The sequence below is a fragment of the Klebsiella sp. YJ genome, assembly GCF_002108615.1.
GTDB lineage: Bacteria > Pseudomonadota > Gammaproteobacteria > Enterobacterales > Enterobacteriaceae > Klebsiella > Klebsiella planticola.
The window spans coordinates 240,762-258,496 of sequence record NZ_MTEG01000001.1 but is presented as its reverse complement, the minus strand read 5'-3'; the positions used below and the strand labels follow the sequence as shown (position 1 = coordinate 258,496).

General features: G+C 53.5%; 15 protein-coding genes and 1 tRNA gene. 6 read left to right on the top strand and 10 right to left on the bottom strand.

The annotated features are described in order from the left end of the window. Positions 1–55 precede the first annotated feature (55 nt). The 4 genes from BV390_RS01220 to gcl form a co-directional block, all read right to left on the bottom strand. Positions 56–1,327 (bottom strand): glycerate kinase type-2 family protein, encoded by a 1,272-nt coding sequence (locus BV390_RS01220; protein WP_085396378.1) that lies wholly within the window; start codon positions 1,325–1,327, stop codon positions 56–58. A gap of 172 nt (positions 1,328–1,499) precedes the next feature. Beyond that, positions 1,500–2,393 (bottom strand): 2-hydroxy-3-oxopropionate reductase, encoded by an 894-nt coding sequence (locus BV390_RS01215; RefSeq protein WP_085396377.1) that lies wholly within the window; start codon positions 2,391–2,393, stop codon positions 1,500–1,502. Positions 2,394–2,407: 14 nt separating this feature from the next. Next, positions 2,408–3,190 (bottom strand): hydroxypyruvate isomerase, encoded by a 783-nt coding sequence (gene hyi, locus BV390_RS01210; protein ID WP_085396376.1) that lies wholly within the window; start codon positions 3,188–3,190, stop codon positions 2,408–2,410. Between the two features lie 36 nt (positions 3,191–3,226). Then, a complete protein-coding gene (gcl, locus tag BV390_RS01205) occupies positions 3,227–5,002 on the bottom strand; it encodes a glyoxylate carboligase (RefSeq protein WP_085396375.1) in 1,776 nt (591 codons plus the stop codon). A 107-nt stretch (positions 5,003–5,109) separates the two neighbouring features. Here gcl and BV390_RS01200 point away from each other — a divergent pair, with 107 nt between their 5' ends. Next, positions 5,110–6,030: a LysR family transcriptional regulator gene (locus BV390_RS01200; RefSeq protein ID WP_085396374.1), complete on the top strand. Its 921-nt coding sequence runs from the start codon at positions 5,110–5,112 to the stop codon at positions 6,028–6,030. 54 nt (positions 6,031–6,084) lie between these two features. On the opposite strand, the gene BV390_RS01195 is transcribed toward BV390_RS01200, so the two are convergent. Both BV390_RS01195 and BV390_RS01190 read right to left on the bottom strand, forming a co-directional pair. Next, on the bottom strand, positions 6,085–7,353 hold the full coding sequence (locus BV390_RS01195; protein WP_085396373.1) for a tyrosine-type recombinase/integrase: 1,269 nt from the start codon (positions 7,351–7,353) through the stop codon (positions 6,085–6,087). A 161-nt stretch (positions 7,354–7,514) separates the two neighbouring features. Continuing rightward, positions 7,515–7,590, bottom strand: a tRNA-Asn gene (locus tag BV390_RS01190). A 329-nt stretch (positions 7,591–7,919) separates the two neighbouring features. On the opposite strand from BV390_RS01190, the gene nac reads away from it, so the two are divergent. From nac to BV390_RS01165, 5 genes are all read left to right on the top strand, one after another. Next, complete coding sequence (gene nac / locus BV390_RS01185) at positions 7,920–8,837, top strand: nitrogen assimilation transcriptional regulator NAC (RefSeq protein ID WP_004864391.1); 918 nt, start codon at positions 7,920–7,922, stop codon at positions 8,835–8,837. Between the two features lie 106 nt (positions 8,838–8,943). Beyond that, on the top strand, positions 8,944–9,894 hold the full coding sequence (gene cbl / locus BV390_RS01180) for an HTH-type transcriptional regulator Cbl (protein WP_015583978.1): 951 nt from the start codon (positions 8,944–8,946) through the stop codon (positions 9,892–9,894). Positions 9,895–10,000: 106 nt separating this feature from the next. Beyond that, positions 10,001–10,945, top strand: coding sequence for a L,D-transpeptidase (ldtA, locus tag BV390_RS01175; RefSeq protein ID WP_094898035.1), 945 nt, complete (start codon positions 10,001–10,003; stop codon positions 10,943–10,945). A gap of 908 nt (positions 10,946–11,853) precedes the next feature. Next, a complete protein-coding gene (locus BV390_RS01170; protein WP_085396372.1) occupies positions 11,854–12,732 on the top strand; it encodes a winged helix-turn-helix domain-containing protein in 879 nt (292 codons plus the stop codon). Continuing rightward, positions 12,733–13,206, top strand: coding sequence for a hypothetical protein (locus BV390_RS01165; protein WP_094898036.1), 474 nt, complete (start codon positions 12,733–12,735; stop codon positions 13,204–13,206). A gap of 58 nt (positions 13,207–13,264) precedes the next feature. Here the strand turns inward: BV390_RS01165 and BV390_RS01160 are convergent, their stop codons facing one another. The 4 genes from BV390_RS01160 to BV390_RS01145 form a co-directional block, all read right to left on the bottom strand. Next, positions 13,265–13,588, bottom strand: a complete 324-nt coding sequence (locus tag BV390_RS01160) for a hypothetical protein (RefSeq protein ID WP_032695325.1) — start codon at positions 13,586–13,588, stop codon at positions 13,265–13,267. A 200-nt stretch (positions 13,589–13,788) separates the two neighbouring features. Continuing rightward, positions 13,789–14,217, bottom strand: coding sequence for a DcrB-related protein (locus BV390_RS01155; protein ID WP_032686860.1), 429 nt, complete (start codon positions 14,215–14,217; stop codon positions 13,789–13,791). Between the two features lie 63 nt (positions 14,218–14,280). Further along, a complete protein-coding gene (locus tag BV390_RS01150) occupies positions 14,281–16,440 on the bottom strand; it encodes a peptidase domain-containing ABC transporter (protein ID WP_085396371.1) in 2,160 nt (719 codons plus the stop codon). Between the two features lie 25 nt (positions 16,441–16,465). Next, entirely contained in the window at positions 16,466–17,728 is a 1,263-nt protein-coding gene (locus BV390_RS01145; RefSeq protein WP_032686862.1) for an HlyD family secretion protein, read from the bottom strand. Positions 17,729–17,735 lie beyond the last annotated feature (7 nt).

Genomic DNA, 17,735 nt, shown 5'->3' with positions numbered 1-17,735 from the left:
AAAATGCGGCGCGAGAGCATCGCGCCGCAGCCCCACAATGGGAAAGACCCCGCAATCAGCTATCGGGCTGAGTAATAAGAATCGCCCGGAAATCGTTGACATTAGTGCGCGTTGGTTCGGTGACAATCAGATCGCCCAGCGCGGAAAAGTAGCCGTAGCCGTTATTGTTATCCAGCTCATGGCGTGCGCTGAGGCCGATCGATGCCGCCCGCTGCCAGCTTTGCGGCGTCATGATCGCCCCCGCGTTGTTTTCTGAACCGTCGATGCCGTCGGTGTCGCCAGCTAGGGCCCAGATCCCCTGATGTCCTTTGAGCTCATTGGTCAGGCTTAACAGAAACTCGGCGTTGCGCCCGCCGCGCCCGCTGCCGCGCACGGTGACGCTGGTTTCACCGCCGGAAATAATCACCGCCGGCGCGGCAATCGGCTGGCCATATCGCTGAATTTGCCGCGCAATCCCCGCGTGTACGCGGGCGACCTCTCGGGATTCCCCCTCCAGGTCGCCGAGGACGATCGGCGTGATGCCTGCGGCTCTGGCATAGCTGGTGGCCGCGTCGAGGGCCATTTGCGGCGTCGCAATAAGCTGATAGTGGCTGCGCGCCAGACGCGGATCGCCGGGCTTAACGGTTTCAGATTGCGGATCTGACAGCCACTGATGAACGTGAGCGGGGATCTGAATGGCGTAGCGTTTGACGATCTCCAGCGCGTCAGCAGAGGTGGTGGCGTCTCCCCACGTCGGGCCGGAGGCGATAACCGCAGGATCATCGCCGGGGACGTCGGAAATAGCGTAGGTGTAGACGCTGGCTGGCCAGCAGGCCGCCGCCAGGCGTCCTCCTTTGATGGCCGAGAGATGCTTACGTACGCAGTTTATTTCACTGATGCTGGCGCCGGAGCGTAACAAGGCTTTATTGATCTGTTTCTTATCTTCGATAGTGATGGCCGCGCAGGGAAGAGCTAACAGCGATGAACCGCCGCCGGAGAGCAGGAAAATGACCCGGTCTTCTGCGCTGAGGCCGTTGACCATCTCTAATACGCGACGGGCGACGCGTTCGCCGGCGTCGTCCGGGACCGGGTGCGCCGCTTCAACCACTTCAATTCTCTGGCAACTGACGCCATGTTTGTAGGGGGTCACGACCAGGCCGGTGAGCTCTCCTGGCCACGCTTCCTCCACGACGGCCGCCATCGCGGCGGCGGCTTTACCGGCGCCGATCACCAGCGTTCTGCCGCCGGCGGGGGCGGGCAGGTAGGGCTTCAGGGTCTGACGCGGATGAGCGGCGGCAATGGCGGTGGTAAATAATCCCGTGAGAAACGATTGGGCATTGAAGGACATAGCGATCTCCTGTACGCGCTGCCCGACGGCGGCAGCGCGAATGGCGTCTTATTTTTACGCTTTATTTGACATGTGCCCGATGGGCGTAGGGTACGTCGGTAAGGGCTCTTCTTTCAGCAAAAGCCGGAGGGTTTCCCGCATCCGGCATACGCTTCAGGAGGAGAGTTGTTGCCTATTTCTGACCGTCAATGGCGAAATTCGCCATATGTTCGAGTCCTTTTACCAGCGCCGAGTGATCCCACTCGGCGCCGCCCAGCGCAACGCAGGTGCTAAAGACCTGCTGTGCATTGGCCGTGTTGGGCAAATTCAGGCCCAGTTCTTTTGCGCCAGCCAGCGCCAGATTGAGATCCTTCTGGTGCAGCGCGATACGAAATCCGGGGTTAAAGGTGCGTTTGATCATCCGCTCCCCGTGGACTTCGAGAATTTTTGATGAGGCGAATCCGCCCATCAACGCCTCGCGCACTTTGGCCGGATCGGCGCCATTTTTCGCCGCAAAAACTAACGCTTCCGCCACCGCCTGAATATTGAGCGCGACGATAATCTGGTTGGCGACTTTGGCGGTTTGCCCGTCGCCGTTGCCGCCGACGTGGGTGATGTTTTTGCCCATCGCCTGCAGCAGCGGCAGCGCGCGCGCGAAGGTGACCTCATCGCCGCCCACCATGATTGACAGGGTTGCCGCCTTCGCGCCGATTTCGCCGCCGGATACCGGAGCGTCGAGGTAGGTGGCGCCCAGCGCGTTCACCCGCGCCGCGAACCCTTTCGTCGCGCCGGGTGAAATTGAGCTCATATCAATCACCACCTTGCCGCTGCCCAGCCCCTCGGCGACGCCGCCAACGGCAAAAAGCACCTCTGCAACCTGCGGTGTATCCGGCACCATAATAATGATGAATTCGGCATCCTCGGCCACCGCTTGCGGCGTCGGCAGGGCGATACCGTATTCGCCCAGCAGCTCGGCGGGAGCCGGCCGGTAATGTTCAGAGAACAGCAGGGTGTGGCCGGCTTTTTGCAGATTCTGCGCCATGGGTTTGCCCATGATGCCGGTTCCGATAAATCCAATACGTGCCATAATTGCGGTCTCCGTTAAGAAATAGTGTGCGCGTTCATCCAGCCGAGGCCCGCCTGGGTCGTCGTGGCCGGTTTGTACTCGCAGCCGATCCACCCCTGATAGCCAATCGCCTCCAGATGGGCGAAGAGAAACGGATAGTTAATTTCGCCGGTGCCCGGCTCATGCCGCCCCGGATTATCCGCCAGTTGGACATGATGGATGATCGCCAGGTTCTCCTGCAGCGTTCTGGCTAAGTCGCCTTCCATAATCTGCATGTGATAAATGTCATACTGGATAAACAGATTCGGGTGGTTAACCCGGTCGACGATCTCCAGCGCCTGGCGGGTGTGGTTGAGGTAAAAACCGGGGATGTCGCGGGTATTCACCGGCTCTATAACCAGCTTGATACCCGCCTGCGCCAGTTTGTCGGCGGCATAACGCAGATTGTTGATAAAGGTTGTCGCGATGACCTCATCGTCATAGCCTTGCGGCTTAATGCCGGCCAGGCAGTTAACCTGGCGGTTCCCCAGAATGTGGGCGTACAGAATCGCCTGTTCGACGCCATCGCGGAACTCCGCCACCCGCTCCGGCAGGCAGGTGATGCCGCGTTCGCCGGCGTTCCAGTCGCCGGCCGGCAGATTAAATAACACCTGGGTGAGCTGATGCTCATCGAGCAGCGCCCTGAGCTGCGCCGCGCTGTAATCGTAGGGGAAGAGATATTCCACCCCCTTGAAGCCAGCGCTGGCGGCGAGAGAAAAGCGTTCGATAAAATCCACTTCGGTAAACAACATGGACAGGTTTGCAGCAAAACGTGGCATCGTGTGCTCCTTGTTTTTCCGGGTCAGAGACGATAATCAGTTAAACGGCGGAACGGAGGTGGGCGCATCGGCCGCGCTTCCCGCCAGCTCTTCAAACTCATTGATCGCGTTGATTTCCGTTCCCATCGCAATGTTGGTGACGCGCTCGAGGATAATCTCCACAACCACCGGGACGCGATATTGCCGCATGAGCTCCTGCGCCTGCCGCAGCGCCGCCGCAATATCGCCGGGGTTGAACACGCGCAGCGCTTTACAGCCCAGACCTTCCACCACCGCCACGTGATCGACGCCATAGCCGTTAAGGTCCGGCGCGTTGATATTTTCAAACGACAGCTGGACGCAGTAGTCGATATCGAAGTTTCGCTGCGCCTGGCGGATCAGCCCCAGGTAGGAGTTATTGACCAGAACGTGGATGTAGGGGAGGTTGAACTGCGCCCCCGCGGCCAGCTCTTCGATCATAAACTGAAAGTCATAATCGCCGGACAGCGCCACCACCTGGCGCTGCGGGTCGGCTTTGACCACGCCCAGCGCCGCCGGGATCGTCCAGCCTAACGGGCCGGCCTGACCACAGTTGATCCAGTGGCGCGGCCTGTAGACGTGTAAAAACTGGGCGCCCGCGATTTGCGACAGACCGATGGTGCTGACATAGCAGGTTTCCTGACCGAAGAATTTATTCATCTCTTCATAGACGCGCTGGGGTTTGACCGGCACGTTATCGAAGTGGGTTTTGCGATGCATCGTCCGTTTACGCTCGGCGCATTCGCGGGCCCAGGCGCTACGATCCTTGAGTTTGCCCGCGGCTTTCCACTCGCGCGCCACCTCCAGGAAACGCTCCAGGGCGGCACCGGCATCCGAGACAATGCCAAAATCGGGGGTGAATACCCGGCCGATTTGCGTCGGTTCGATATCGACATGAATAAAACGGCGGCCTTCGGTGTAGACCTCCACCGAGCCGGTGTGGCGGTTGGCCCAGCGGTTACCGATTCCGCATACCACATCGGCGGCCAGCAGCGTGGCGTTACCGTAGCGATGTGCGGTTTGCAGCCCCACCATCCCCGCCATCAGCGGGTGATCGTCGGGAATCGTGCCCCAACCCATGAGGGTAGGAATAACCGGAATGCCGGTTATTTCCGCGAAGGCGACCAGCTGTTCGCTCGCGTCGGCGTTGATAATGCCGCCGCCAGCGACGAGCAGAGGCCGCTCGGCCGCGTTAAGCATCTCCAGGGTTTTTTCCGCCTGGGCCCGGCTTGCTTCCGGTCGATGCACCAGTAATGGCTGATAGGTATCGATATCGAACTCAATTTCCGCCATTTGCACATCGAACGGCAGATCGATCAGCACCGGCCCCGGGCGTCCGCTGCGCATTTCGTAGAACGCTTTCTGGAAAGCGTAAGGAACCTGGCCCGGCTCCATGACCGTCGTCGCCCACTTTGTCACCGGTTTGACGATGCTGGTGATATCGACCGCCTGGAAATCTTCTTTATGCATTCTGGCGCGCGGCGCCTGGCCGGTGATGCACAGCAGGGGAATCGAATCAGCGGAGGCCGAGTAGAGTCCGGTGACCATGTCGGTACCTGCCGGACCGGATGTGCCAATGCAGACCCCAATATTGCCGGCGTTGGTGCGGGTATAGCCCTCCGCCATATGTGAGGCGCCTTCCACGTGACGGGCCAGAACGTGATCGATACCACCGATTTTCTGCATCGCGGCGTACAGGGGATTAATCGCCGCGCCGGGGATGCCGAATGCCGTATCCACCCCTTCGCGCCGCATTACCTGGACGGCTGCCTCGATTGCTCTCATTTTTGCCATGATTAACTCCTGATAGTCGATATTTTAATTATCGTCTTCAGCATAAAATAGGCTGTATATTACTTGAATGACCTAAAATCGGTTTCTGTCGATACAAGAGGTATTGAATGGGGCGCTACACTGAACTGAATACATTTGTGCAGGTCGCGGAGAAGGGGAGCTTTGCGGCGGCCGCGGTCAATGAAGGCGTGACCCCGGCGATTCTGGGGCGGCGGCTGGATGCGCTGGAGAAACGCCTCGGCGTTAAACTGATGCATCGTTCAACCCGCGGACTCAAGCTGACTGAAGCCGGAGAACGTCTGCTGGAACGCGCGAAAATCGTGCTGCATGAGTTCGATGAAGTTGAGGGGGATATTAGCAACAGCAACCTGGCGGTGAACGGGCAGCTCTCCGTATCGGCGCCGGCGGCGTTTGGCCGTCGCCATATTGCGCCGCATGTCTACGCTTTCAAACAGCGCTATCCGGAGCTTAACCTTAATTTCAACTTTACCGATACGGTTCTCGATCTGGTCAACGATGGTTTTGATATGAGTATCCGTATCGGCGAGATTCTGGATCCCACCTATGTGGCGATTAAACTTTTCCCCAATCAGCGGGTGGTGTGCGGTACCCCTGAGTATTTTGCCCGCTGCGGTATGCTGCACTCGCTTGATGATTTAGCACAGCATAACTGCCTGGCCTTTAGCATGCAGGGCGGTCAACAGCGCGGCTGGACGTTCCAGAATCAGGGGCGACAGGTGGCGATCAAGGTCCGCGGCGACCTGGCATGCAATGATGGCGAGCTTTTACTGTCGTGGGTAAAGCAGGGGTTGGGGATCGGCTGGCGTTCGACCTGGGAGATTCATGGCGAACTGCAGCGCGGTGAGCTCATTACGGCGCTGGATGAGTATGCGTTGCCGGCATACAACATCCAGGCCGTTTTTCCCCACCAACGCTATCTGCCGGCGAAGGTGAGATTATTTATCGATTATCTCAAGGCGCTGTATCAGACTCCAGGGTATTGGGACAAATCTTACCCGCTGATCTGAAGCTATCAGCACAAGCTGATACGGCTTGGGTTTTTATAATGGGTTATTCATAAGTCAGGTTGCGGCATTGCTGTTTTCCTGACCCTGGATATAAGGTGGCACATAAAGCTCCCGACACGTATCCAGATAATCAGACCACCACTGCATCATTGCCTTGCGGGCTTCCAGATGTTCAGCCTTATGAATGTAAGCCAGACGCACGGTGTTGCGCTCCTGATGGCTCATCTGGCGCTCTACCGCATCCTGCGACCATAAACCGGATTCCATCAGGGCGCTACACGCCATTGCCCGGAAACCATGACCGCAGATGTCATTTTTCGTGTCGTATGCCATCAGGCGCAGTGCTTTATTGACTGTGTTTTCGCACATCGGCTTGTACGGGTTATGGTCGCCGGGGAAAACCAATTCATAAACACCGGATATTTCCTTTATCTGTTTCAGAATGGCGATGGCCTGTTCTGAGAGGGGCACGATGTGAGCAGTGCGCATTTTGGTACCGCGCCCGGAATAACGCACACCTGCAATGGCCTCGCGAGTGGCAGGAATTGTCCAGACCCGGTTTCTGAAATCAATCTCCGACCAGCGGGCGAAACGTAATTCACTGGAGCGAATGAACAGATGCAGCGTCAGCAGGACGGCAAGCCGGGTCAGTTCACGGCCCTGATGATATGCCTCAATGCGTTCAAGCAGTTCAGGCAACTGCTCCAGCGGCAGGGCGGGATAATGCCGTCTGGCAGGTGGTGCCGTCACGCCGTCAAGGTTTGCAGCTGGGTTGTTATCGATTAATCCCTGGTGGACCGCATGGCGCATGATATTACTGACGTGCTGCCGCGTGCGGGACGCGACTTCCAGCAGACCTTTTTCTTCAATCCCTTTCAGCAGATCAATGAAATGACGGGGTTTAAGTCCGGTAACTGACAGATGTCCGACAACCGGAAAGACATGATTGTTCAGGCTGGCAAGCAGACGGTCAGCGGTATTCTGCGACCATTTTTTATTGCTTTTATGCCAGGCCAGTGCCACGGTTTTAAACACCTTCTCAGTTGGGCAGGCACCGCGTTCTGCGGCCCGCTGCTTTACCGGGTTGATGTTCAGCGCCAGCATCTTACGGATTCCTTCGCGCTGCTGGCGGGCATCAGACAGGGAGACGGCAGGATAGGCTCCCAGTGCAATGCGGGATTCTTTGCCGTTTATACGATATTTGAGATACCAGTGACGTGAGCCGCCGGGTTTGATAAGAAGATACAGACCGTGAGAATCGGAAACTTTGAAGGGTTTTGAGGATGGTTTTAAGTTGCGGATTTTTGAGTCGTTAAGGGACATTTGGGGGTCACTCCGTCATCGAACCAACTTGACCCCAAATCTGACCACCAAAATCTTCCGATGCAGAGGGAAAACTGAAAATGCATCGGGAAGACTTTTCACACTAACCTATTGAATCTGAATCATATAAGGATTCGTAGAGCGGCATGAAAACAAGAATTTGGCTCCTCTGACTGGACTCGAACCAGTGACATACGGATTAACAGTCCGCCGTTCTACCGACTGAACTACAGAGGAATCGTGTGAACGGGGCGCATATTAACGGCGGCGCATGGCCTTGTCAAAGGCAGAATCACCCGAATCTGTTTGATTGCTGACAATTTCAGCAACAGGGATGCGTTTGCGCTGTTTTCCATCAATGCGCACCGTTGTGGTGCAAATATACCCCTAATGGGGCATAGCGTAATCCGCTTACCGGGCAAATAAATACTCTGTTGCTATCAGAATCGCTTATCACGCCGCCTGTAGCGGCCTTTGCACCGATGCAAAAAAACTGGCAAGCAAATTGCAAAACCTCTGTAACTCAATAGCCAGCGTTGGTACTGGCTTTCCTTACAGGAGGCAAAATGAACTTAAGACGACTGAAGTATTTTGTAAAAATCGTCGATATCGGCAGTCTGACCCAGGCTGCTGAAGTCTTGCACATCGCACAACCGGCGCTGAGCCAGCAGGTGGCGACCCTGGAAGGCGAACTGGACCAGCAGCTGCTGATTCGGACAAAGCGCGGCGTTACCCCGACCGAAGCCGGGAAGATTCTCTATACCCATGCGCGCACCATCCTGCGTCAGTGCGAGCAGGCGCAGCTGGCGGTGAATAACGTGGGTCATACGCTCAGCGGCCAGGTCTCGATTGGCCTTGCGCCGGGGACCGCGGCTTCTGCCATTACCATGCCGCTGCTGCAGACGGTGCGCAATGAGCTGCCCGAAGTGATGGTCTATCTGCAGGAAAGTAGCGGGACAATCCTTAACGATAAACTGCTCAGCGGCCAGCTGGATATGGCCGTGCTCTACGAGCGTTCGCCGGTAGCTGGCATCATCAGCCAGCCTTTGTTGAAAGAAGATCTTTATCTGGTGGGGACCCGCGATTGCCCGGGACAGAGCGTCGATCTGACCGCGGTGGCGGAGATGAATCTGTTCCTGCCGCGCGATTACAGCGCGGTACGTGCGCGGGTGACGGAAGCGTTCACCCTGCGTCGTCTGTCGGCGAAAATTATCGGTGAAATTGAATCCATTACGACGCTAACCGCGGCGATTGCCAGTGGAATGGGCGTTACCGTGCTGCCAGAGTCCGCCGCGCGATCGCTGTGCGGAGCGGCAAACGGCTGGATGGCGCGGATCAGTACGCCCTCGATGAGTCTGTCGTTATCGCTGAATATGTCGGCGAAGGGCAGTCTGTCACCGCAGGCACAGGCGGTGAAAGAGATTTTGCTTTCGCTGGTGAGTCGTCCTTCGCTGGAAAATCGTGAATTGTTGCTGGTAAGTTAATCTATATTCCCGAAAGGAATAAGTTGCTGGTTTTTATTATTTGTTAGTAAGGACGACAGACTTTAACAATAGAGCATATGTTATGTCTGATAGCCCGGAGGAAAGGGTGAATTTCCAGCAACTAAAAATTATTCGTGAGGCTGCCCGTCAGGATTACAACCTGACGGAAGTCGCAAATATGCTGTATACATCGCAATCGGGCGTGAGCCGTCATATCCGTGAACTGGAAGAAGAGCTGGGGATCGAGATCTTCATCCGACGCGGTAAGCGTCTGCTGGGGATGACGGAGCCGGGTAAAGCGCTCTTATCCATTGCGGAACGCATTCTCAATGAAGCCAGCAATGTCCGCCGTCTTGCCGACCTGTTTACCAACGATGCCTCCGGTGTGCTCACCATTGCGACGACCCATACCCAGGCGCGCTATAGCCTGCCGCCGGTGATTAAAGCTTTCCGGGAGCTCTTTTCCGATGTGCGGCTGGAACTGATTCAGGGTACCCCTCAGGAGATTGAAGCGCTGTTGCATAACGGTGGCGCAGATATCGGTATCGCCAGTGAACGTCTGAGTAACGATCCGACGCTGGTGGCTTTTCCCTGGTTCCGCTGGCATCACAGCCTGCTGGTGCCGAAAGATCACCCGCTGGTGCAAACGACCCCTTTAACTCTCGAAGCTATTTCTCGCTGGCCGTTAATTACCTATCGGCAGGGCATCACCGGGCGCTCGCGTATTGATGAAGCCTTTAACCGTAAAGGGCTAATGCCGGATATTGTCCTTAGCGCACAGGACTCCGACGTCATTAAAACCTATGTTGAGCTGGGACTCGGCGTCGGGCTGGTGGCGGAACAATCGGGCGATGCCCGGGAGTCAGACACCTTTACCCGCCTGGAAACCCGGCACCTTTTCGATGCGAATACCGTCTGGTTAGGGCTTAAACGCGGGCAACTGCAGCGCAATTATGTCTGGCGGTTTATCGAGCTGTGCAACGCCGGGCTGTCGCTGGATGAAATTAAACGTCAGGCAATGGAGCCGGAAGAAGCGGCCATTGATTATCAGATTTGAAAGATTTTCGCGGTGGCGGATAAAGGAACAGCGGTCCGCTGCCACGAAGAGGTGAGAAAAACGCTATAATTCATTCACGATTGTCGCGACTGAGGAAGGGAAATAAATGGTGCGGCGTGTGAAATGGTTTTGCTCTTTTTTATTTATTCTCTCAAGCCAGAGTGCGCTGGCCGTAAGTTATCCGTTGCCGCCGGAAGGAAGCCGCCTGGTGGGAAGCCCGCAGCTGATTACCGTACCGCACAATAATACTCAACCGCTGGAAGCCTTTGCGGCGCAATACGGGCAGGGGCTGAGCAATATGCTGGAAGCGAACCCCGGCGTTGATGTCTTTCTACCGAGGTCGGGGACGACGCTGGTGATCCCGCAGCAGCTGATTTTGCCTGCTACGGTTCGTGAAGGCATCGTGGTCAACGTGGCGGAAATGCGCCTCTATTACTATCCGCCGGAAGGCAACACCGTTGAGGTTTTGCCAATTGGTATCGGCCAGGCGGGGCGTGAAACGCCGCGTAACTGGGTCACGACCGTAGAACGTAAGCAGGAAGCGCCGACCTGGACGCCAACGGCCAACACGCGGCGTGAATATGCCCGCAGAGGCGAAAGTCTGCCGGCGTTCGTTCCGGCCGGGCCGGATAACCCGATGGGACTGTACGCGATTTATATCGGCAGGTTGTACGCTATTCATGGCACCAATGCTAATTTTGGTATCGGGCTGCGCGTCAGTCAGGGGTGTATTCGCCTGCGGAATGACGATATTAAATATCTGTTCGACAACGTCCCGGTTGGCACCCGCGTGCAGATTATCGATCAGCCGGTGAAGTTTACCGAAGAGCCGGACGGTAGTCGCTGGGTTGAAGTTCATGAGCCGCTGTCGCGTAACCGCGCAGAATACGAATCGGACAGAAAAGTGCCGTTACCCCTGACCGCAGGCATTCAGGCGTTTGTGAAGGGGGTGGGTGTCAATGTGATTCGGGCGGAGCAGGCTCTCGAACGACGCTCCGGCATGCCGGTTAATATCAGCGAGGCTGGCACCCAAAGCCATATCGGGAGCTAGCGGCGCGCGATCGTTGGCGTGGAAATAACCCATTGCGGGTGAATTCAAAAGCAGCAAAGCAAAAAGTCCGCTTAAGTTTCCTGAAGCGGGCTTTTTAAATCAGGCTCCTCTGACTGGGGGCCTTCATCACTCACTGGCTGATGAGTTAGCTAAATGAAAATCTGCAGGCCCCCCTCATTTAAGTAAAAATAAAAAATCTTCGTTCATCATCAGGTCCTTTAAAATCAGGGAATATTCTTATTTCTCCTCTATGAATCATCACAACTGGCACATTATACGCTGAATATTTTTAAGCGTGGGGGCGAGCCCTGGCGTGAGATTTGTGGATGATTTTTTAAGGAAAGATAAAGAATCCTGATTGATTTATTTAATTCTTTAGATAAGTCATAATTGATTTAAATCAATGCGTGAAAAAATAATGATTAAAATCAAGCGCATCAATGAATTCTGTTTATGAAATTATCTCAATAAATCAGAATATAAGAATTATATCGATTGCTGGATAAAATATAACAGTGCTGACTATATTTTGGATGATTTGTTTTGCCTATCAAATGATGGATATCTATTGGTTAAAAACAGTTGGTCTGCTCCTCGGAGCTGTGATTATACTGGGACTGTCTTAATGTTTATTAAGAATTAAATGCGTGCTTTAATTTGTTAATGATGGCAGGAAGTCTAATATGCATATTTTATTGCTGGTTTTCTTGATGAATAAGATATGTTAAATCCGTAGTAGATTATATTAATTATAGTTGTCTCGCTTCCATCTGTTCGTTATTAGTCATGTTGTATCAGGAAGTCTCATAACCCGCTACCCAAACAATAAAACAATCTCTGGTGGGGTTATTGTACGTAGTGGATTATTGCCAGTGCCTGCATTTTACCAGGAGCCTTGACGTAAACGTATGCATAACCATTATATTATAAATGGAACCGTTGAGTTTCATCCGGCAACCAGTACGTTGCGCGACCTTAATAATCATGACAATGTTATTACCTTAAATTCACCAGCCAGTCGGTGTTTATTGCTTCTTATTGAACGGATTGGCAGTATCGTTACCCAGCAAGAATTCCTGGATATTGTCTGGACAAAATGCGGTATGCAGGTATCCACTAATACATTTTATCAAAACATTTCTATCCTGCGTAAAGGCCTTAAAAAGATGGGCCTTGATGAAGAGCTGGTGGTGACGATTTCGCGCGTGGGGTTAACGCTGGCCAGTGGCGTATATATTAAAAAACTGACCTCCGAACAGCAGGTTGAAACCAGCCCTATGCCTTCTAACGGTATCAATTTTGATGAAACGCTGCAGGAACGGACACTTAAAACGCAACCTCCGTTATCAATTCAGGTTGATGGCGAATCGGCGATAACCGAGAACGAAGAAATACAACCACCGGAACACCCGGAAACAAGGCGCAAGACAGGATGCCGTCACTCATTGCCAGGCGTGATGACCGGGGCGCTACTGACCATTATTCTTAGCGTAGGATTTATCGCGACGAGTCGTTATGTTGAGGGGCAAAACCAGTACTTTTCTCACTACGACTTCCTGAAAACCATTGAGGGTTGTCACATCCATCTCTCGGGCGCCATTATCTCTGATAAAGAGCGTTCCTCCGCTCTCAGACGAGCCAGCCAGTTCCTGGAGAACTGCACAAATTATCCCTGGGTATACGTTACTCGTTTTCCGCTGTTGCCGAGAACCTCCGTTATTCGCTGTGATAAGCAGATGAACGAACCCAATAGTTGTGTTTCTGATTATTTTTTTGAGGACCAGTAAGTGAGAATTAGCCGTAAATTAAAGGTACTGCTGCCGGTATTAACGGCAGCGACTGCCGCGGTGTTCATTTATTCATTATGGAGTAAAAAAGGGCCTGATGATTTTTCCTGTGTTGCCAGCTTTTCTCAGCATTATGCAAATGAAAATATCGATGTTTCACTCCGTTTTATGTTTAGCGGTCAGGCTGGCGTGGTGAGTATTAATGGCCGTGCGCGATCTGATCCGCAGAATATTTTTAACCGTAAAATATCGTTTAGCATGCGCCGGCATCAGGATATCTATTATATGACATCAGAGAAAAATATTAAGTTTCCGGATGATAATGTGGACGATGGCTGGTTGAGTCAGTACCAACCTGATTTTTTCGTGTACCCGGACAAGAGTCTTCATATTCGAATAAACCAACAAAAAAATGGCAACTATCTTTTTATGATCTCAGCGCTACCTACCTATATCTGTAATGCCGCTGATTAATACGTTGCGGAAAAGAAAAAGGTGCAGAATGATCTGCACCTTGTGGTTAGTCAGGCAATCATGCGGCCCGCATGAAATCTCCACTGCTGACGTTATTGACAAACTGGAGCACACTAGAAGTCACTGAACCCGGATCATCCCAGCCGATCACCGCGCCACCGACGGCCCCGCCAACGACGCCGATCAGGCCGCCGCCAATCATCCCCACCAGCTGGCCGATGGCGCCAAAGCCCAGGACACCGCCGCCGTCACCACCGTGCATCCCCCCAATGATCGCGCCAGCAAACCCGGCCGCCGTTGCACCGAGAATCGCGCTGGTCAGAGAGCTAAAAAGACCCGCGCCGGAGACGGCATCAATTTCCATTACGTTTAATTCGCGCATGTGTTTCTTCCTTTAGTTAAAAATAAAGTGTAATTACAGAAATATCCTGGCATTAATTTCCGCCGGTCATTTCTGATGTGTGAATTATGCCTATGGTATATGTTTAAATAAATAGAATTACTTCTATTTTACCTTTTTCATTACTGGTTTTTGTAATTTTCAAGGTGCTGGTTTTCATGTAAAAACAGCAAGCGATAGCACTAGGTGTTTAAAATGAAGCGCTTCACGCAACGATGAAGCCGGACAATCTCTCTTTCCATGCTCCCTTTGTCAGGGTATACGCTGGTAAAATTGATAATATCCTGACCGGCAATGCAGGATGCCAGAGTAACCTGCCAGACGCGTTGCCCGCTTGCTGATACGAAAGTAAATATAATTTCTATTGTCTCACCAAATACATCGTCGTCTTTCCACTCTTCCATTTTGACAAAATTAAATTGTTTAAATATTTTTTGAGCATTGTCCAGTTGCAATGATATTTGCTCAGCGAAAGACCTGCCGGGCAGCATGCGGTCGCGATTAATCGTGATTTGCTGCCCCTGGTGGAATGAGATGATATTCACAGCCTGGTTTCTAATCTCTTCTTCAAAATCTACGGTGCCTTCAAGGCATACTAAACGGTTAGCCATATTCTCTCCTGTATGTAAGGCTATGGGGGATAAGGGGGAAGGGTTGCCAGTTTTAATCACAAATCAAACCCGCAGGACTGACTGTGAGTTTTTGATGGCATGGATAAAATCATGCTTTGCCACTTCAATGACGCCGCGGCTATGGATCTCAATAATACGGTCTGCGCTTAAAATGGTTTCCGGACGGTGAGCAATGATGATACGAGTGACATTCATATGCCTGATGGCGTCATTGATGGCGCTTTCCCGGGCAATATCCAGGTGACTCGTCGCTTCATCAAGGATCAATAGCCGTGGGTTTCGATACAGCGCTCGCGCGAGAATAACGCGTTGTATCTGCCCGCCGGAGAGGGAAGAACCCATGTCGCCGACCATACTGTTGTAACCCATCGGCATCGCCATTATGTCATCGTGAATCTGCGCGATTCTGGCCACGCGTTCAACCCGCAGCCGGTCGAGGCTGGCATCAAAGAAGCTGATATTATCGATGATTGAACCGGCAAAGAGCTGGTCTGTTTGCATCACGCTACCGATCAGATCGCGGTAGAGGGTCATCCCGAGTTTTCTGTGGTCGATACCGTTGATACAGATGCTGCCATTCTCTGGCTTAAGTAACCCTAACAGCAGTTTTGCCAGAGTCGTTTTACCCTGTCCGGAAGGGCCAATAATAGCGATCGATTCGCCGGCTTCGATCTCCAGGTTGAAGCCCGTAAAAATTTCGCCATCGGTGGCGGAATAGCGAAACGAGAGCTGATGGATGGCCAGATGCACCGGCCCCTCCCGATCGGGCAGCGAGGCGCTGCTTGCCTGGTCCGGTTCTTTTTCGCTCAGCACAATGTCCGCGAGACGTTCCCCATGCAAACGCAGCATTTTGAAATCAATCAGTGCGTTAATCAGCCCGGCGGATCGCGAAATAAACTGGTCAGAAAAGCTGATAAAGGCGACCAGCATCCCGCTGGTAAAGTTGCCATCCAGCACCTGCGCGGCGGCCAGCCAAATCAGTACGATTTTGCCCACACCTGAAATAGTGCCCTGTAACGTACTGAAACCGATAGAGAGTTTCTGGGTAGTAATCCCTTTGTTGGTGGATTGTACGGTTTCATTGGTAAAGGTTGAAACACGCAAATCCTGTTTATTGTTGAGCTTGATCGCCTGAACCCCGCGAATGGATTCCAGCAGCTGCGACTGTGCCTGCGCCGAAGCCAGCAGCTGGTCTTCACTCGCCTGGCGGAAAGGTTCGAATGAGATCCAGCGGATCAGCGCGTAGAGCAGAAACAGGCCAATAACGATAAACGTCAGGGAGGTATTGTAGGCAAATATCACCCCCAGGGTGACCAGGGCCATGATGCCGTCGAAGATAGAGGAGATAAACCGGCCGGTCAGCGTGCTTTGGATATTCGCGATGGAGCCAAAGCGTGACAGGATGTCACCTACGTGGCGATCTTCAAAATAGCTTAGCGGCAAACCCAGCAGGTGAGCACATAGGTTGCTGGACCACTGTACGCTCAGCATGCTGGAGAACCAGGTCGTTACCCAACTGCGCAGTGCGCCAATCAGATTCTGGAACAGCGTAATAAAAATGAACGCCACACCAAGCAGCGTCAGCAAATCCCGATCGGCCGAGACCAGCACCTGGTCAATGACCCACTGCATATAAAAGGGCGTAATGATGCCGAAGAACTCGAGTGCCAGCGAGAGCAGCGCCACCTGGATAAATGCTGAACCGATGCCAGAGACGTTACGGATCAGACTCAGCATCGAGATCGATTTTTTCTCATCCTTCCGTTCAAATGTGGCGGCAGGATAGAGTTCCAGCGCTACGCCGGTGAAGGATCGCGATACCTCATCCATCGCCACCTTACGCGCGCCGCGCGCCGGGTCGTGAATAGTGAGGGTATTTTTGTTAATGCTTTTCAGCACCACGAAATGGTTCATATCCCAGTGCAGGATGCAGGGTAGCTTCAGCTTATTGAGCTCATCCAGCTCAAGACGTACCGCCCGGCAGCCCATATCTAACTTTTGCGTAAAGGACATGACGTCGGCCAGCGTACTGCCTTTTTGTGATGAGGGAAAACGATGACGCAGGGACACCATGTCTATCTGATAGCCGTAATAGCCGGCAATCATACCGACGCAGGTCAGCCCGCATTCTGCGGCCTGGGTTTGTCGCAGGACGGGGAGTTTATGGCGAAACGACAAATTAAGTTTGTGAAAGAGATCCATGATCAACCTGAGTTAACATTTGAAATTATAAAGAGGTCATTTTGCCAAGCGCATTCAGCGGCTCGAGAACCCATTCATAGATACGGCGCTTATCGACGATAAAGTCTGCGTCGAGCCCGCTGCCGGGACGCAGGCCTATCTGTTTGCCGTAAGCTTGTACCGACTGGCTATCGAGCGTGACCTTGACCTGATAAAGCGGCTCCTGAATCTGGGTATTGCCGGTGATACCGGCGATTTCCTGAGGTGACAGGGGGGATGTCGAGATTTCGCTGACCGCGCCAGAGTGCTGGCCAAATTTTTGCCAGGGAAAGGATTCATAGCGCAGCACCACCCGCTGACCGGTGTGGATAAAACCGATGGCCCGGCTGCTGAGCAGGATCCTTGCCTGTAGATGGGCGTTGTCCGGAAGAAGCATGGCGATAGTTTGCCCGGCGCTGACAATCTGCCCCGGCTTCACCAGCACGGCGCTCACCGTACCCTCTTCCGGCGCGCGCAGATCCACCGAACGGCGTGATTCATTTTCCATCATCGATTGCGTGATATCCGACAGTTTTTGCTGCAGGTCATTCTTTTGCTGGAAGTAGGTCAGAGGCTGCTCACGTAGCTGTTGGCGTGTTTGCGCGTGCTGTTGCCTGATTTCGATACGTTGACGGGCGACGTCCTGTAATCGTACTTTGGCATCCAGCAGATCGCTCTCCTGCTGCTCGACCTGGGTATTAGAGGCGTAGCCTTCGGCGCGCATCGCCGCCATTTTATCGACCTGCTTTTGGCTCAGCGCAATTTGCCGCTGACGCTGGCGGTAAATGGTATCCAGCTCCGTCGTTTGTTGTGCCAGCAGGCTGCTTCTTTCTTGTAAGGATTTCAGCGCCTCAGCGTTACGTTGTTCCAGATTGGTTAACTGTTGAGTCAATCCCTGGGACTGGATCTCGAGCTGTCTGGCTATTGCCTCGCGCGTCTGGCCATAGCGTGCGGTAGAGATTTCGGAAGACACCGTGGCGATACGTTCGCCTTTTTTTACCCCAGCGCCTTCACGGACGGGGAGGGCGGTAACGGTGCCCGCCGTCAGGGCGGTAATGGTCATGATGCCGCTTTCCGGCGTCAGAACCCCTTTCGCCGTTTCCCGCTTTGTGTAGCTTCCCAGGCTACAAAAGCCGACCAGCACGATAGTCAGGGCGCATACCATCGCCACGATCAGCCAGCGGAAAGGAGGGCAGTAAAGTGCTACCGGACCTAACACTTTGGTTTTGTTCGCGTCCAGCGATTCCTGACGAAATAAGTCGTGATTCATTGTCGAA

Coding starts and splice junctions, on each gene's coding strand:
- BV390_RS01220 (WP_085396378.1), bottom strand. CDS start 1,327: ATGTCCTTCAATGCCCAATCGTTTCTCACGGGATTATTTACCACCGCC.
- BV390_RS01215 (WP_085396377.1), bottom strand. CDS start 2,393: ATGGCACGTATTGGATTTATCGGAACCGGCATCATGGGCAAACCCATG.
- hyi (WP_085396376.1), bottom strand. CDS start 3,190: ATGCCACGTTTTGCTGCAAACCTGTCCATGTTGTTTACCGAAGTGGAT.
- gcl (WP_085396375.1), bottom strand. CDS start 5,002: ATGGCAAAAATGAGAGCAATCGAGGCAGCCGTCCAGGTAATGCGGCGC.
- BV390_RS01200 (WP_085396374.1), top strand. CDS start 5,110: ATGGGGCGCTACACTGAACTGAATACATTTGTGCAGGTCGCGGAGAAG.
- BV390_RS01195 (WP_085396373.1), bottom strand. CDS start 7,353: ATGTCCCTTAACGACTCAAAAATCCGCAACTTAAAACCATCCTCAAAA.
- nac (WP_004864391.1), top strand. CDS start 7,920: ATGAACTTAAGACGACTGAAGTATTTTGTAAAAATCGTCGATATCGGC.
- ldtA (WP_094898035.1), top strand. CDS start 10,001: ATGGTGCGGCGTGTGAAATGGTTTTGCTCTTTTTTATTTATTCTCTCA.
- BV390_RS01170 (WP_085396372.1), top strand. CDS start 11,854: ATGCATAACCATTATATTATAAATGGAACCGTTGAGTTTCATCCGGCA.
- BV390_RS01160 (WP_032695325.1), bottom strand. CDS start 13,588: ATGCGCGAATTAAACGTAATGGAAATTGATGCCGTCTCCGGCGCGGGT.
- BV390_RS01155 (WP_032686860.1), bottom strand. CDS start 14,217: ATGGCTAACCGTTTAGTATGCCTTGAAGGCACCGTAGATTTTGAAGAA.
- BV390_RS01150 (WP_085396371.1), bottom strand. CDS start 16,440: ATGGATCTCTTTCACAAACTTAATTTGTCGTTTCGCCATAAACTCCCC.
- BV390_RS01145 (WP_032686862.1), bottom strand. CDS start 17,728: ATGAATCACGACTTATTTCGTCAGGAATCGCTGGACGCGAACAAAACC.